General features: G+C 65.8%; 20 protein-coding genes. 16 read left to right on the forward strand and 4 right to left on the reverse strand.

Going from position 1 to position 14,653, the window contains the following annotated elements:
• The first annotated feature begins 199 nt into the window (after positions 1–199).
• The 3 genes from B2R83_RS16260 to B2R83_RS16270 all read left to right on the forward strand — a co-directional run bounded on the left by B2R83_RS16260 (position 200) and on the right by B2R83_RS16270 (position 2,378).
• Entirely contained in the window at positions 200–502 is a 303-nt protein-coding gene (locus B2R83_RS16260) for a Dabb family protein (RefSeq protein ID WP_292043444.1), read from the forward strand.
• A 165-nt stretch (positions 503–667) separates the two neighbouring features.
• Positions 668–1,450: an SDR family oxidoreductase gene (locus tag B2R83_RS16265; protein WP_292043451.1), complete on the forward strand. Its 783-nt coding sequence runs from the start codon at positions 668–670 to the stop codon at positions 1,448–1,450.
• 19 nt (positions 1,451–1,469) lie between these two features.
• Complete coding sequence (locus B2R83_RS16270) at positions 1,470–2,378, forward strand: SDR family oxidoreductase (protein WP_292043453.1); 909 nt, start codon at positions 1,470–1,472, stop codon at positions 2,376–2,378.
• Positions 2,379–2,437: 59 nt separating this feature from the next.
• Here the strand turns inward: B2R83_RS16270 and B2R83_RS16275 are convergent, their stop codons facing one another.
• Genes B2R83_RS16275 through B2R83_RS16285 form a run of 3 tightly spaced genes read right to left on the reverse strand, consistent with a single transcriptional unit; the run spans position 2,438 to position 4,564 of the window.
• On the reverse strand, positions 2,438–3,196 hold the full coding sequence (locus tag B2R83_RS16275; protein WP_292043454.1) for an NRDE family protein: 759 nt from the start codon (positions 3,194–3,196) through the stop codon (positions 2,438–2,440).
• Between the two features lie 3 nt (positions 3,197–3,199).
• Positions 3,200–3,490 carry a DUF4936 family protein gene (locus B2R83_RS16280; RefSeq protein ID WP_292043457.1) on the reverse strand — a complete coding sequence of 97 codons (291 nt, stop codon included), beginning with the start codon at positions 3,488–3,490 and terminating at the stop codon, positions 3,200–3,202.
• Between the two features lie 3 nt (positions 3,491–3,493).
• Positions 3,494–4,564 carry a YgfZ/GcvT domain-containing protein gene (locus B2R83_RS16285; protein ID WP_292043459.1) on the reverse strand — a complete coding sequence of 357 codons (1,071 nt, stop codon included), beginning with the start codon at positions 4,562–4,564 and terminating at the stop codon, positions 3,494–3,496.
• Positions 4,565–4,701: 137 nt separating this feature from the next.
• Here B2R83_RS16285 and mltG point away from each other — a divergent pair, with 137 nt between their 5' ends.
• From mltG to B2R83_RS16350, 13 genes are all read left to right on the forward strand, one after another.
• Positions 4,702–5,700 carry an endolytic transglycosylase MltG gene (mltG, locus tag B2R83_RS16290; RefSeq protein WP_292043463.1) on the forward strand — a complete coding sequence of 333 codons (999 nt, stop codon included), beginning with the start codon at positions 4,702–4,704 and terminating at the stop codon, positions 5,698–5,700.
• Entirely contained in the window at positions 5,697–6,326 is a 630-nt protein-coding gene (gene tmk, locus B2R83_RS16295) for a dTMP kinase (protein WP_292043465.1), read from the forward strand. The genes mltG and tmk overlap by 4 nt, the downstream gene beginning before the upstream one ends.
• Positions 6,327–6,334: 8 nt before the next feature.
• The gene (locus B2R83_RS16300) at positions 6,335–7,354 is read left to right on the forward strand and encodes a DNA polymerase III subunit delta' (RefSeq protein ID WP_292043495.1); all 1,020 of its coding nucleotides are present in this window, start codon (positions 6,335–6,337) and stop codon (positions 7,352–7,354) included.
• A gap of 10 nt (positions 7,355–7,364) precedes the next feature.
• Entirely contained in the window at positions 7,365–7,751 is a 387-nt protein-coding gene (locus B2R83_RS16305; protein WP_209586706.1) for a PilZ domain-containing protein, read from the forward strand.
• Positions 7,752–7,809: 58 nt separating this feature from the next.
• Entirely contained in the window at positions 7,810–8,328 is a 519-nt protein-coding gene (locus B2R83_RS16310; protein WP_292043498.1) for a GNAT family N-acetyltransferase, read from the forward strand.
• Between the two features lie 35 nt (positions 8,329–8,363).
• On the forward strand, positions 8,364–9,146 hold the full coding sequence (locus tag B2R83_RS16315; protein WP_292043474.1) for a TatD family hydrolase: 783 nt from the start codon (positions 8,364–8,366) through the stop codon (positions 9,144–9,146).
• 1 nt (position 9,147) lies between these two features.
• A complete protein-coding gene (locus B2R83_RS16320) occupies positions 9,148–9,825 on the forward strand; it encodes an ankyrin repeat domain-containing protein (RefSeq protein ID WP_292043475.1) in 678 nt (225 codons plus the stop codon).
• A 120-nt stretch (positions 9,826–9,945) separates the two neighbouring features.
• On the forward strand, positions 9,946–10,860 hold the full coding sequence (locus tag B2R83_RS16325) for a methyltransferase domain-containing protein (protein WP_292043479.1): 915 nt from the start codon (positions 9,946–9,948) through the stop codon (positions 10,858–10,860).
• A gap of 195 nt (positions 10,861–11,055) precedes the next feature.
• Entirely contained in the window at positions 11,056–11,256 is a 201-nt protein-coding gene (locus B2R83_RS16330; protein WP_036206230.1) for a hypothetical protein, read from the forward strand.
• A gap of 122 nt (positions 11,257–11,378) precedes the next feature.
• On the forward strand, positions 11,379–11,606 hold the full coding sequence (locus B2R83_RS16335) for a DUF6139 family protein (RefSeq protein WP_036206234.1): 228 nt from the start codon (positions 11,379–11,381) through the stop codon (positions 11,604–11,606).
• 175 nt (positions 11,607–11,781) lie between these two features.
• Positions 11,782–12,681 carry a lipid A hydroxylase LpxO gene (gene lpxO / locus B2R83_RS16340; protein ID WP_209586702.1) on the forward strand — a complete coding sequence of 300 codons (900 nt, stop codon included), beginning with the start codon at positions 11,782–11,784 and terminating at the stop codon, positions 12,679–12,681.
• 90 nt (positions 12,682–12,771) lie between these two features.
• Positions 12,772–13,371: an NAD(P)H:quinone oxidoreductase gene (wrbA, locus tag B2R83_RS16345; RefSeq protein ID WP_292043482.1), complete on the forward strand. Its 600-nt coding sequence runs from the start codon at positions 12,772–12,774 to the stop codon at positions 13,369–13,371.
• Positions 13,372–13,452: 81 nt separating this feature from the next.
• Positions 13,453–14,151: a glutathione S-transferase N-terminal domain-containing protein gene (locus B2R83_RS16350; RefSeq protein WP_292043485.1), complete on the forward strand. Its 699-nt coding sequence runs from the start codon at positions 13,453–13,455 to the stop codon at positions 14,149–14,151.
• An 18-nt stretch (positions 14,152–14,169) separates the two neighbouring features.
• Here the strand turns inward: B2R83_RS16350 and B2R83_RS16355 are convergent, their stop codons facing one another.
• Positions 14,170–14,511, reverse strand: a complete 342-nt coding sequence (locus tag B2R83_RS16355) for a PEP-CTERM sorting domain-containing protein (RefSeq protein WP_292043487.1) — start codon at positions 14,509–14,511, stop codon at positions 14,170–14,172.
• Positions 14,512–14,653: the final 142 nt, after the last annotated feature.

The raw sequence follows: 14,653 nt of genomic DNA on the forward strand, positions 1-14,653 counted from the left end.
TTTCCTTACACGATAATTACTCCAAACTTACAAGGAGCTTACAGACGAGCTGTGCAATTGCAGCAACTGGACAGTGATTCCTGTGTTTACACTCTGGGGCTGGGCTTGGTGCGGCGCGCAATGTGACTTGCCAAAATATTTACGAACGACCGTACTTATCATGCTATCCTCGATCACCCCCAATCCAAGGAATGGAAGAATGCTGAAACATATCGTGATGTGGAAGTTGAAGGATGAAGCCGAAGGCGCGGACAAGCTGAGCAACGCGCGCGAAATGAAGCGCCGGCTGGACGAGTGCGCCGACATCGTGCCGGGCCAGCTGAAGTTCGAGGTGGTGCTGGCGCAGCCGGGGCTGGAAGCGACCTACGACGTGGTGCTGTACTCCGAATTCGCGGACAAGGCGGCGCTGGAAGCCTACATCGAGCACCCGACGCACAAGGCAGTGGTGCCCTTCATCGGGGCGGTGCGCGAAGGGCGGCAGTGCATGGATTACGAGGTGTAAGCAGGCGTCTCCCTGACGCAGTCAAAATTGGGTTCCCGCCTTCGCGGGAACGACGTATCTGACATTGCTGGCCGCAAAACCGTCATTCCCGCGCAGGCGGGAATCCAGGTTCCTTTCCAAAGAACGCGGCAGCTAAACTGCCCAGTAAGAACACGGAGACAACGAATGCGCACCACCCAGGAACTCTTCTCTCTCAAGAACAAGACCGCCATCGTCACCGGCGGCTCGCGCGGCCTCGGCCTGCAGATGGCCGAAGCCCTCGGCGAGCAGGGCGCCCGCGTGCTCATCTCCGCGCGCAAGCAGGAAGAGCTCGACGAGGCCGTCGCCCACCTGACGAGCCGCGGCATCGACGCCGGCGCCATCGCCGCCGACCTCTCGATGGAAACCGAGGTCCAGCGCTTCGTGCAGGCCGCCATCGCGCGCCTCGGCCATGTCGACATCCTGGTCAACAATGCCGGCGCCAGCTGGGGCGCCCCCGCCGAGGACTATCCGATCGAGGCCTGGGACAAGGTGATGGACCTGAACGTGCGCAGCATTTTCCTGGTGACCCAGGCGGTCGCCAAGCTGTCCATGATCCCGCGCCGCTACGGACGTGTCATCAGTATCTCTTCGATCGCCGGCCTGGCCGGCAATCCCCCGGGCACCATGCAGACCATCGCCTACAACACCTCCAAGGGCGCTGTCGTGAATTTCACCCGTGCGCTGGCCGGCGAATGGGGCCGCTATGGTATTACCGTGAACTCGATCGCGCCGGGCTTCTTCCCGTCGAAGATGACCAAGGGCGTGCTGGCCGCGTTCGGCGCCGAGAACCTGGCCAAGGATGCGCCCTTGATGCGCCTCGGCGACGACGAGGACCTGAAGGGCGCGGTGGTGCTGTTTGCATCCGACGCCGGCAAGCACATCACGGGACAGACGCTGGCCGTCGACGGAGGCGTGTCCGCGGTCTGATCAACAAGGGGGAGGGAACATGAAGGACTTTCGCGGCAAGGTTGCCGTCATCACCGGCGCCGCCAGCGGCCTGGGGCGCGAGTTCGCCAACACCGCCGCCGGCCTGGGCATGAAGCTGGTGCTGGCCGATGTCCAGCCCAAGGCGCTCGAGCACGCGACCGAGGAGCTGCTGGCAGCGGGCGCCGAGGTGCTGTCGATGGTGTGCGACGTCAGCAAGGCCTCGCACGTGCAGGAACTGGCCGACGCGGCGATCGCGCGCTTTCACCATGTGCACCTGGTCTTCAACAACGCCGGCGTCGGCTGCGGCGGCCTGGTCTGGGAAAACTCGGAGCAGGACTGGGAATGGGTGCTCGGCGTGAACCTGATGGGCGTGGTCCACGGCGTGCGCGTGTTCACCCGGGTGATGCTCGAGTGCGCCCGGCGCGACCCCGGTTTCGAAGGCCATATCGTGAACACGGCCTCGATGGCGGGGCTGCTCACGCCGCCCGCGATGGGCATCTACAACGTCTCCAAGCACGCCGTGGTGGCGCTCACCGAAACCCTGCACCACGACCTGAAGCTGGTCGATGCGCCGGTCAAGGCCTCGGTGCTGTGTCCCTACTTCGTGCCGACCGGGATCGCGCATTCCGAGCGCAACCGGCCAGACGAGCTGGCCAGCCATGAACGCAGCACGGCCAGCCAGATGGCGGCGCAGATGCTGACCGAGAAGGCGGTCGAGTCGGGCAAGCTGACGGCGGCGGACGTGGCGCGCCTCACCTTCGAAGGCATCCGCGAGGAGCGCTTCTACATCTATTCGCACCCGCAGGCGCTGGGGGCGGCGGTGGAGCGCTTCGAGGCGATGGTGCAGGGGAAGGAGCCGGCGGATCCGTATGCGGCGACGCCGCAGATCACCGAGATGCTGAAGGCCGGCGTCGCCGGGCGCCGCTAGGCGCGCGATTCATTCACGCGCGCCGCCCGTGCCGGGCGCGGGCGGCGCGTTTGACACGCTCAAGCCGGCGTGCTGTCCGGCTGCACCACGCGTTCGTGCAGTTCCGGCTCGCCCTCGCGGTACAGCTTGACGACGGTGGAGGTGCGGGTGCCGTAGCCTTCCATCTCGATGCACACCGGCGAGAGCATGCGCTCGACCTCGATCGGCATGCCGGTTTCCGGCAGGCGCAGGTCGGGCGCGCGGGTGGTATCGGCCAGCATCTCGAAATAGGCGTCTTCCGGCGCCGCCTGGCACAGCAGGCTGGCGAACTGCGCCTTGGTGCGCAGTACCTTGGGCCAGGGCGCGTCCAGCAGGCCGTTCGAGATGCCGTAGATGCGGCCCGGCTCGAGCGGCTGGCCGTTGCGCGGGTCATCCAGCCCGCGGTTCGAGTACCAGTACAGGGTGTCGCGGTCGCCCAGCACCAGGTTGTAGCCGTTGTAGACATCGCCGCGCGCAATGATGCTGTCCAGGTAGTCGGCCGCCGACTGCGAACCGGTCAGGAAACCGGCCACCAGCTCGCCGCGCGAAGGCGCATCGGCGCGCCGTTCGGCGGGACCGCGGATGTTGGTCAGGGCGGCGAACTTCGGGCCGTTCGGGCCATCCGTTGTCACACCCATCCAGCTGCCGCCGCCCTGCAGGTCGCGGCCCGCGATCACGTGCGGATGCTCGGGCCAGGGCGCGGCCTTCGTTGCCGGGCGGTCGTAGAACTCGTCGCGGTTGGCGCAAGCGATGATGGGCACGCCCGGCAGCACCTGCCAGGCAAGGACGATCAGGCACATGTGTCAGGTCCCCGGTAGGAGGTCAATGAATACTTCGGAGCGGCGCGGTCCCTGGATCAGGCCGGCGAGGCCGGCATCCAGGACGGCCTGTTCGACGCGCGTGCCGAAGGCCGCGTCGACGCCCGGATAGACTTCCATCCAGGTCTGCAGGCCGTCGTCGCGCGTTTCCGGGCGACGCTGCAGCAGCGCGCCGCTGCCGGCACCCGTGAGCGCGAGCTGCATGGCACGTACGCGCGGCGCCAGTTCGGCTGCGTCCTCGCTGCGTACCTTGTAGTAGACGTACAGGTCGATCATGCCTTAGAGCTCGAGCGCGTCGAGATGGTAGGGCATGTGCTGGAAGGCGAGGGCCGGGCCGCCAGCGGCGCCGTGGCGCACGTCTTCGCCGAGCGCATCGAGCTTCATCTCGACCAGCAGGTCGGCGCCGCCGAGGCCGTTCGCGGCCGCGTTCACCACCATGCCGCAGGGCTGGCCCGGGTCTGCCATCGAAAACACTTCGTCGCCGGCGCGCGCCGCCGGGTTGGCCACCGTGGCCAGCGCCGTGCGTCGCTTGAGCTTGCCAAGATACTGACTACGCGCGACGATTTCCTGGCCCGGGTAGCAGCCTTTCTTGAAATTCACGCCGCCCAGCAGCTCGAGGTTGACCATCTGCGGCACGAACTGCTCCTGGGTAGCAAGGGTAACTTGGGGCACGCCGGCGTGGATCGCGGCCAGCTGCCAGGCCTGGTTGCCGCCCAGGGCCAGCTCGCCGGCCAGGCCCGGCAGCGCGGAACTCGCGCTTTCGGCCGTGGTCAGCCACAGGTAGCGCGGGGCGCCGAACACGTCCGCCAGGCGGATCACGGTGCCGAACGGGCCGTCGACCTTGCCGTAGGGCGCGGCCGGCAGCTCGGCCACGTGGCGGCGCAGGGCGCTCTCGGCCTTGGCCCCGCCCAGGCCCAGCACGGCGGCAAACGGGGCTTCGCCGGTGGCGTCGCGCAGCTTGGCCTTGGCGCGCAGCACGAACATGCTCAGGCGTTTCTGCAGGGGCGGCTGGATGGCGCGCGGCAGCTGCAGGTAGACGGTGTCGGGTTCGGCGCCGGGGCTGCGCCAGTACAGCAAGGTCGCCTGCAGGCGGCCCTTGGGGGTGCAGTAGCCGGCCAGTCGGGCCTCATTGCGGCCGAGGTGCTCGACGTCGTTGGTCAGCTGGTTGTGCAGGAAACTGGCGGCATCAGGGCCTTCGGCGGCGATGATGCCGAGGTCGGTGACCGTGGCCACGAATCCGTCGGCCAGCTCGCCGGCGCCCAGCGGGCGGCCGAAATCTTCCACCTGCGAGGCTTCGTCAATATGGAAGCGGGCGCCGAGCGAGGATAGGGTATCTGTCCAGTTACGCATAAATCCAGTTAGTATTAGCAATTCTGTTTGCAAATAAGCTTTATCATTACGGGCTCATTATAAAGATGTCGGCAAAATCGCGCCGAGGACGGCCAAACTCAGGGTCCAAGCCGCGGCAAAAACCAAAACAACAACATATGGCATTCATCAAAAAACTCCTGGTCACCGGCGTCATCGTGTCGGTGGCCGCGGTCGCCGGCTTCTCGTACTGGGCCAAGAGCCCGCTCGACACCGGCGGCAAAGCGGTCGAATTCAGCATCGCCCCGGGCAGCGGCGTGGGCGCGGCCGCCCAGCAGATGGCCAAGGCCGGCGTGCCGGTCAATCCGCAGCTGTTCAACATCCTGGCGCGCGTCACCGGCGAGGCCGGCCGGATCAAGGCCGGCAGCTACGAGCTCAAGCCGGATACCTCGCCGCGCCGCCTCTTGACCCAGCTGGTGCGTGGCGAGTTCGCGCAGGAAGCCATCACCATCGTCGAAGGCTGGACCTTCCGCCAGATGCGTGCGGCCATCGCCGCCCACGAGCGCCTGCGCCACGACACCGTCAAGCTGTCGGACGAAGAGCTGATGCAGAAGGTCTCGAGCGAGTACAAGACGCCCGAGGGCCTGTTCTTCCCGGACACCTACCTGTTCGCCAAGGGCTCGTCCGAGCTCGAAATCTACAAGAAAGCCCACCAGGCCATGATGAAGCACCTGCAGACCGCCTGGGAAGGACGCGACCCGAGCCTGCCGTACAAGACGCCTTACGAGGCCCTGACCATGGCCTCGATCATCGAGAAGGAAACCGGACAAAAGAGCGAGCGCAACATGATCGCCGGCGTGTTCGTGAACCGCCTGCGCACCGGCATGATGCTGCAGACCGATCCGACCGTGATCTACGGCATGGGCGAGCGCTACGTCGGCGACATCCGCAAGAAGGACCTGCAGACCGACACCCCCTACAATACCTACATGCGCGCCGGCCTGCCGCCGACCCCGATCGCCTTGCCGGGTATCCAGTCGCTGCACGCGGCGCTGGCGCCGGCCAAGACCGGGGCTCTGTATTTCGTGGCGCGCGGCGACGGCACCAGCCAGTTCTCGGACAACCTGAACGACCATAACCGGGCGGTCAACCAGTACCAGCGGCGGATCAACCAATGACGGAGCAGGGCAAGGCAGGAAAATTCATTACCTTCGAAGGCATCGACGGGGCCGGCAAGTCGACCCACATCGGCTTCGTGACCGACTTCCTGGCGGCGCGCGGCAAGACCGTGGTCTCCTCGCGCGAACCGGGCGGCACGCCGCTGGGCGAGAAACTGCGCGACCTGTTGCTGCACGAGAAAATGCACCTGGAAACCGAGGCATTGCTGATGTTCGCCAGCCGTCGCGAGCACATGGCCCGGGTGATCGAACCGGCGCTGGGACGCGGCGACTGGGTACTGTCGGACCGCTTCACCGACGCCAGCTTCGCCTACCAGAGCGGCGGACGCGGCCTGGACCGCACCAAGCTGGAAGCGCTGGAACACTGGGTGCACCCGGATCTGCAGCCGGATCTGACCCTGCTGTTCGACGTGCCCCTCGAGGTGGCGCGCCAGCGCCTGGACGCCACCCGCACGCTCGACAAGTTCGAACGCGAGCAGGCGGATTTTTTTGAGAAGTGCCGCAAGGAGTACCTGCGCCGCGCGGCGCAATTCCCGGAGCGCATCGTGGTGGTCGATTCGACGCAGACGATCGCGGCCATCCAGGCGCAGCTGGGTCGGATTCTGGCAGAAGTATTGGAGAAGTAGTCGTGACGATGTACCCCTGGCAGCAAGCGGCGTGGACGCGCCTCCAGCAGATGCGCGAGCGCCTGCCGCATGCCATCCTGTTCCACGGTCCGGCGGGCGTCGGCAAGGCCGGCTTCATGGAAAGTTTCGCGCAGGCCCTCCTGTGCGAGAACGTGCGCCCGGACGGCCACGCCTGCGGCAGCTGCGCCTCCTGCGGCTGGTTCCTGCAGAACAACCACCCGGATTACCGCCGGGTGCGCCCGGAAGCGCTGGAAGACGAGCCGGCTGCCGAAGGCGATGAAGCGGCCGAGCCGGCCGGCAAGTCCAAGTCGAGCAAGACGCCCTCGAAAGAGATCAAGATCGAGCAGATCCGGGCCCTTGCCGACTTCATGAACATCTCCACCCACCGGCAAGGCTTGCGCGTGGTGGTGCTGTACCCGGCGGAAAGCCTGAACATGCCGGCCTCGAACGCGCTCCTGAAAACCCTGGAAGAGCCGCCGCCGGGCACGGTGTTCCTGCTTTCCTCGAACAGCCTGGACCGCCTGCTGCCGACCATCCTGTCGCGCTGCCGCAAGTTCGCGCTGCCGATGCCTTCGCACGAGGAGGCGCTGGCATGGCTCAAGGAGCAGGGCGTGCAGGATGCCGACAGCTGGCTGCGCGAGCAGGGCGGCGCGCCGCTGGCCGCGCTGCTTGAAGCCGAATCCGGCAGCCGCGAAGAGATGGAAGCGCTGCTGCATTTCCTGGCCAACCCGGCCGTCGATGGCGCCTTGCGCACCGCCGAGAAGCTGGCGAAAGCGTCCTTGCCGGCGCTGGTGGCATGGCAGCAGCGCTGGCTCTATGATGTGTTCTCGGTAAAATTGTCGGGCAAGATACGCTATTACCCGCGCTACCAGCGCGAACTTGCGGCCCTGGCCGGCAGGGTGTCTACTGGCAGCCTGAACCGGGCAATCAAGGCCGCCAACGAGCGCCGCGCCGTCGCCGACCACCCGTTGTCGGCAAAATTGTTTGTCGAAGATATGTTGCTTGAGTACACTTCGTGCTGCGCATGAAAGGAAGCCGATGAACGCCAACCCCGCAGAGCAGCAGGCAAACCCGGCCCCGCAGCAGCCGCGGCCGTCCGTGCTGTCGCTGGCGATCAAGGAAAAGGCCGCCCTGTACGCGGCCTACATGCCCTTCCTGAAGAATGGCGGCATGTTCGTGCCGACCACCAAGCCGTATAAAATCGGCGACGAGATCTACCTGATCCTGTCGCTGATGGACGACCCCAACAAGTATCCGATCGCCGGCAAGGTGGCCTGGATCACCCCGGCGGGCGCGAACAACAACAAGGCGCAGGGCATCGGCGTGCACTTCCCGGCGGACGAAGCCGGGCAGCGCGCCAAGCTGCGCATCGAAGAAATCCTTGGCGCCGCGCTGCGCTCGGCGCGCGCCACCCATACGCTCTAATTCAGTTTCTCTAATCCTTGCTGGTTTTTCATCAGCTGCGCTTAACTTGTCTTCCTCCATGCCGTCCTACGTCCACCGCCTCGCCACCCGCGACGACCTGCCCGTCATCGTCGACATCTACAATTCGACCATCGCCTCGCGCGAAGTCACCGCCGACACCCAACCCATCACTGTGCAGTCGCGCGAACAGTGGTTTGCCGACCATACGCCGGAGCGCCGGCCGCTGTGGGTGATCCATGACGCCGACGACAAAAGCGAGAAACCGGAAGTGCTGGGCTGGCTCTCCTATTCGAATTTCTACGGGCGCCCGGCCTATTCGGGCACGGCCGAGGTGTCGATCTACATCGCGGAAAGCGCGCGCGGCAAGGGGATCGGGCGCTACTGCCTGGAGCTGGCGATGGCGCACGCGCCGAAGGTCGACGTGCACACGCTGCTGGGCTTCATCTTCGGCCACAATGCGCCGAGCCTGGCCCTGTTCGGCAAGTACGGCTTCGAGAAGTGGGCGCATTTCCCGCGCGTGGCCAACCTGGACGGGATCGAGCGCGACCTGATCATCCTGGGCAAGCGGGTGGCCTGAGCCGCATTTCGCCTCCCTCCGGGTACAATATCGGGATGTTTATCGATTCCCACTGCCACATCAATTTCCCGGAGCTGGCTGCCCGGATGCCCGAGATCCTGGCCAGGATGGCCGAGAACAAGGTGACGCACGCCCTGTGCGTCTCCGTCGACCTGCCGGACTTTCCGCAGGTGCTGGCCCTGGCCGAACAGCACCCGCACATCTTCGCCTCGGTCGGTGTCCATCCCGACTACGAAGACACGCCCGAACCGACGGTGCAGCAGCTGGTCGAGCTGGCCGATCACCCGAAGATCGTCGCCATCGGCGAAACCGGCCTCGACTACTACCGCCTCGAGGGCGACCTCGAATGGCAGCGCGAGCGCTTCCGCACCCATATCCGCGCCTCGCGCGAGACCGGCAAACCGCTGATCATCCATACCCGGGCGGCATCGAGCGACACTATCCGCATCATGAAGGAAGAGGGCGCCGGCACCGACGCCGGCGGCGTGGCGGGCGTCATGCACTGCTTTACCGAGTCGCTGGCGGTCGCCGAGGCGGCGATGGAGCAGGGCTTCTACATCTCGTTTTCCGGCATCGTCACCTTCAAGAGCGCCAAGGAACTGCAGGAAGTGGCCAGGGCCGTGCCGCTCGAGCGCATGCTGATCGAGACCGATTCGCCCTACCTGGCGCCGGTGCCCTACCGCGGCAAGATGAACGAGCCGGGCTATGTGGCCCACGTGGGCGAGTTCATCGCCAACCTCAAGGGGGTCTCCCTGCGCGATGTCGCGGCGCAGACCAGCGAGAACTTCTTCAACCTGTTCAAGACTGCAAAGGCCTGACATGACCCGGACCCGCCGCGCCATCCTCTCGAGCTGCCTGCTGGCAGCAGCACTGCATGGCGGCACGGCCGCAGGATGGACACAAGCCGCGACGCCCCAGCAGCTCGCCAGCTTCTTCCGCGCGGTGCAGGTCGATAACGTGTCCGCCGTCAAGGAAATGGCCGGCAAGCTGGTCAATCCCAACGAGATCAACCCGGTCGGCGGCGAGCCGGCCCTGGTGCTGGCGGTACGCGAGGGTTCGATGCGCGTGTTCGACGCCTTGCTGCTTCAGCCCGGCATCGACCTGGAAGCCCAGGCGATGAACGGCAACACGGCCCTGATGATGGCGGCCTTCAAGAACAACCGGCGCGCCGCCGAAGCGCTGCTGGCCAAGGGCGCCAAATTGAATCGCGCCGGCTGGACGCCGCTGCACTACGCCGCCGCCGCCGGCGCCGAGGACATCGCACGCCTGCTCATCGATCGCAAGGCGAGGCTGGACGCACCGTCGCCGAAGGAGAGCGGCGCCTACACGCCCCTGATGATGGCGGCGCGCGAAGCCCAGCCGGGCATGGTGCGCCTGCTGCTGGAGGCGGGCGCCAATCCTGCGCTGAAGAACACCGAGGGATTGACGGCGGCCCAGATCGCCGAACGCACCGGCCAGGCGGACATCGCGGCCGCGATTTCCGGCTTCAAGCGCTAGCAATTTACATTTCCATTGGGAACTAAGCGGTAAACACCCCGCAGCTCCGCGCATGGTCCGCGTGCCTCCTTGGCCATAATGCCTTCACGGACAATGACCATGAAGGAAGACGGGCCAACCATGCTGAACGAACGCGAAATCGAAAGCTGCTACCTGGGGCAGTTCATTCCAGTGCACTACCATCACAACATGCTGATGGACCAGAACCGGATGCACAGCTTCAAGTCCGCGATCCACTACGCGGTCAAGCCGGGCGCGAAGGTGCTGGAGCTGGGCGGCGGCACCGGCGTGCTGTCCTTTTTCGCGGCGCAGAAGGCCTCCAAGGTCTATTGCGTGGAATTCAACCCGGATATGGTGCGCGAGGCGCGCAAGTTCCTGGCGCTCAACCCGAACGGCCACAAGGTCGAGGTGATCCATGCCGACGCCTTCGACTACCTGCCGCCCGAGCCGGTCGACGTCGTCATCTGCGAGATGATCCACGTCGCCATGCTGCGCGAAAAGCAGGTCGAGGTGATCGAATCCTTCAAGCGCCGCTACCTGGCCCGGTTCGGCGGCCCGCTGCCGGTGTTCCTGCCCGAGGCGGTGATCATGGCGGCCCAGCCGATCGAGCAGGAATACGACTTCGAAGGCTTCCATGCGCCGATCGTGCAGTTCCAGGAAACCGGCGTGGTCTATCCGGGCACCATCGAACTGGGCCAGCCGGCCGTGTACAGCCTGATCGACTTCAACCAGCCGGTCGACAATGTCTTCGCCTGGGAAGGTGGCATCGTCATGGAGCGAAGCGGCCTGCTGAACGCCATGCGCTTCATCACCAAGAACGTGCTGGCCATCGTGCAGGAAGAGTCGACTACCATCGACTGGCTGAACCACTACATGACGCTGCCGCTGGCCCAGCCGGTGAAGGTGGAGGCGGGCGACCTGGTGCACGTGGCCTTCCAGTACCGGGCGGGCGGCTCGATCCCGTCGCTGCAGGCTTCGCTGCGGGCCCAGGTGGTGAACCAGCGCGTGACGGAGCAGGTGGCGGCCTTCGCCTGATCCTTCCCTGGCGTCGGCCGGCGAGCAGCCGGCCGGCGGCCCAGGGTGCCACCTGCCCGCCATTTTCCTCCATTCACCCCGCTTTTTGCCCCGTCTGTCGCAGACCGATTGTCCATCCCGGCACAGCAACTTATCCTGCTCCTGTCTTGTCAGAACTGCTAGCTGCAGCGATGACTCACCAAAGGAGCGAGAACAATGTTAGGTTTCCTGCTATGGTTGCTGCTGCTGTTCCTGTGCTGGCCCATTGCCCTGCTGGCCCTGGTGCTGTACCCGCTGGTATGGCTCGTCTTGCTGCCGTTCCGGCTGCTCGGCATCGGGGTCGAGGCCGTGTTCGAATTGCTGCGCGCCATCGTGATGCTGCCGGCGCGCATCCTCGGGGCATCGCCGGGCCGTTGAGCCTGGCGGCTGCCTCCTGCGGCTGAGTGTGGGTCAATTAACAGACGACAGCGTTTCGATCTTCTACTGTGGAAGTGCCTGCTTTCATCGGGAAAGCGGGCTTTGACTTTGAGGAAACGACTATGCGCCTGGATATTTACCGCCGACCAGAAACCGACGGCAAACTGTCTTACCTGGCAGTGCCGGAAGCACGCAATATCCCTGAAGAAGCGACCAACACCGACTGGGAAATCGAGGCTCGCGCCATCGAGGTCGCGGACGACGCCGACCAGCTGGAAGACTACGACATCGAGAACGTGGCCGGCCAGATCAGCGAAAAAGGGTATGCGATCACCTCGGTCCAGCACTGAGTAGCGTTTCTCCCGGGTCCGGCCCCTGCCGGACCGCCATGACGCCGGCGCTCCGGGATGGAGTTGCCGGCGTGCCATAGTTTCCCAAAATTACCACCCGGCCGACGACGGCTGCCTGGCCGTTGTGATATCCTGCGTCCCTCATCAAGGTAAGCCAGCAAGGACGGAGGTCGCAATGAAATGGGTCGTGGTCGGTTTTTATGTTCTGTCGATCCTGCACATCCACTTCCGTGGCCGTGTGCGCCTGCCTTTCCGCCGCCAGATCTTCGACCATTCGTCGTTCATGGCGCCGATTAACATCTTCATGCACAAGTTCTCGCGGGTTCCGAGCACCCCCTTCATTCCGGTGAGCGAGTTCCCGGAACTGGCGCGCCTGCAGGAAAACTGGCCTGTCATCCGCGCCGAGGCCGAAAACCTGCTGGCACTCAAGAAGATCAAGGCGGCCGAGCAGAACGACGACGCCGGCTTCAATTCCTTCTTCAAGAACGGCTGGAAGCGCTTCTACCTGAAGTGGTACGACGCCAGCCACCCGTCGGCCGAGCGCCTGTGCCCGCAGACCTATGCGCTGCTGCAATCGATCCCCTCGGTCAAGGCGGCGATGTTCGCCGAGCTGCCGCCGGGCGGCAAGCTGAACCCGCACCGCGACCCCTTCGCCGGCTCGATGCGCTACCACCTGGGCCTGGCCACGCCCAACGACGACCGCTGCTTCATCGAAGTCGACGGCGAACGCCACAGCTGGCGCGACGGCCAGGGCGTGGTCTTCGACGAAACCTACATCCACTGGGCCATCAACGGCAGCGAGAGCGACCGCATCATCCTGTTCTGCGACGTCGAGCGCCCGATGCGCTACCGCTGGATGGGTGCCTTCAACCGCTGGTTCGGCCGCACCGTGATGACCGCCGCCGCTTCGCCCAACGAAACCGGCGACCAGGTCGGCCTGGTGAGCAAGCTGTTCCGCATCTCATTCTACATGGGCCAGTACCGCCGCCGCCTCAAGGCCTGGAACAAGACGGTCTACAACATCACCCGCGTGGCCCTGGTGGTCGCGCTGGCCGCCTTCATCTACTGGATCTGACCGGGGCTGCCGTCCAACTTCTGGCGGGTGCCGCAAAAATCCTGTTCGCAGCAGAATAGGGCTTTTGACGATCACCACAAGGAGGAAGGCATGTCGAAAGTCCTGGTGTTGTATTACTCGACCTATGGCCATATCGAGCAGATGGCCAATGCGGTGGCCGAAGGCGCGCGCGCGGCCGGCGCGACCGTGACGGTCAAGCGGGTCCCCGAGACGGTGCCGGAAGAAATCGCGAAGAATGCCCACTTCAAGCTGGAGCAGGACGCCCCGATCGCGACCGTGAACGAGCTGCCCGACTACGACGCCATCATCATCGGCGCGCCGACCCGCTACGGCCGCATGCCGGCGCAGATGGCGGCCTTCCTCGACCAGACCGGCGGCCTGTGGGCGCGCGGCGCCCTGAACGGCAAGGTCGGCGGCGCCTTCACCTCGACCGCCACCCAGCACGGCGGCCAGGAAACGACCCAGTTCTCGATCATCACCAACCTGCTGCACTTCGGCATGATCGTGGTCGGCCTGCCGTACAGCTACGCGCCCCAGATGACGCTCGACGAGATCGTCGGCGGCAGTCCGTATGGCGCCTCGACCATCGCCGGCGGCCAGGGCCAGCGCCAGCCGAGCGAGCTCGAACTGGGCGGCGCGCGCCACCAGGGCGAGCTGATCGCCCGCACCGCCAACAAGCTGTTCGGTTAAAGGGGAGAAGCGGGCCGGCTTCGGCGGGACAGCCGGAAGTTTGCTATCGTTGGCAGTCCTGCAACCCATAGGACTTCCGCCATGACCGATCTTAGCGCTTTCGGCATCACCGCCAAGTGGCCCGCGCAGCACCCCGACCGCATCCAGCTGTACTCGCTGCCCACGCCGAACGGCGTGAAGGCATCGATCATGCTCGAGGAGACGGGGCTGCCCTACGAGCCGCACAAGGTCAGTTTCGAGACCAATGACCAGTTGTCGCCGGCCTTCCTCTCGCTCAACCCCAACAACAAGATCCCGGCCATCATCGACCCGAACGGGCCGGGCGGCAAGCCGCTGCCCTTGTTCGAGTCCGGCGCCATCCTGCTCTACCTGGCCGAGAAGAGCGGCCAGTTCCTGCCGAGCGATCCGGCAGGGCGCTACGCCGCCATCCAGTGGCTGATGTTCCAGATGGGCGGTATCGGTCCGATGTTCGGCCAGCTCGGCTTCTTCCACAAGTTCGCCGGCCGGGATTACGAGGACAAGCGCCCGCGCGAGCGCTACGCGAACGAATCGAAGCGCCTGCTGGGCGTGCTCGAGGGCCAGCTGGCCAGGCACCGCTGGGTGGCGGGGGAGGAGTACACGATCGCGGACATCGCGATCTTCCCATGGGTGAACAACCTGGTCGGTTTCTACGATGCCGGCGAACTGGTGGGGATCCAGGACTTCCCGCGCGTGACGGCGGCGCTCGAGGCCTTCCGCGCCCGGCCGGCGGTGGCCGCCGGCCTGAAGATCCCCGGCTGAGAAGGACTCAGGTGCTGCTTAGGTGCTGCGCCGGCGGCGCAGCACGCCCATCGCGGCCAGCGCCAGGCCGAACAGCCAGAGGCTGCCGGGTTCCGGCACTTCCACCGGCGCCGGCGGCACGATCGCCTGCGGGGGCAGTGGCTCCGGCGTCGGCTTGGGCTGCACGGGTCCCGGCGCCGGAGCGGGGGGCGCGGGCGGCAGCGGCGTCGGCGCAGGGAGGCTCGGTTGCGGTTGCGGCTGCGTCACGGGACCGGGCGCGGGAATCGTGCCGGGATTCGTGCCGGGCAGGGGCGCTTCGAACCCGGGAGTCGGCGCAGGCGTGCCTGGGGTCGTGCTCGTATCGGGCAGCGGGCTCGTCACCGGCTCGCCGCCAACCGGGGCGCCGCCCGGCGTGCCGCCATCAGCCGACGGCGCCGGCGCGCCGGAAGAGCCGCCAATGCTTCCGGTGCCGCCCTCGGGGACCGCTTCAGGCGCGCCAGGGGGCTCGGGCTCGGGCTCGGGG

This window comes from Massilia sp. UBA6681, from assembly GCF_002454935.1.
GTDB classification, from domain to species: domain Bacteria; phylum Pseudomonadota; class Gammaproteobacteria; order Burkholderiales; family Burkholderiaceae_D; genus Telluria; species Telluria varians.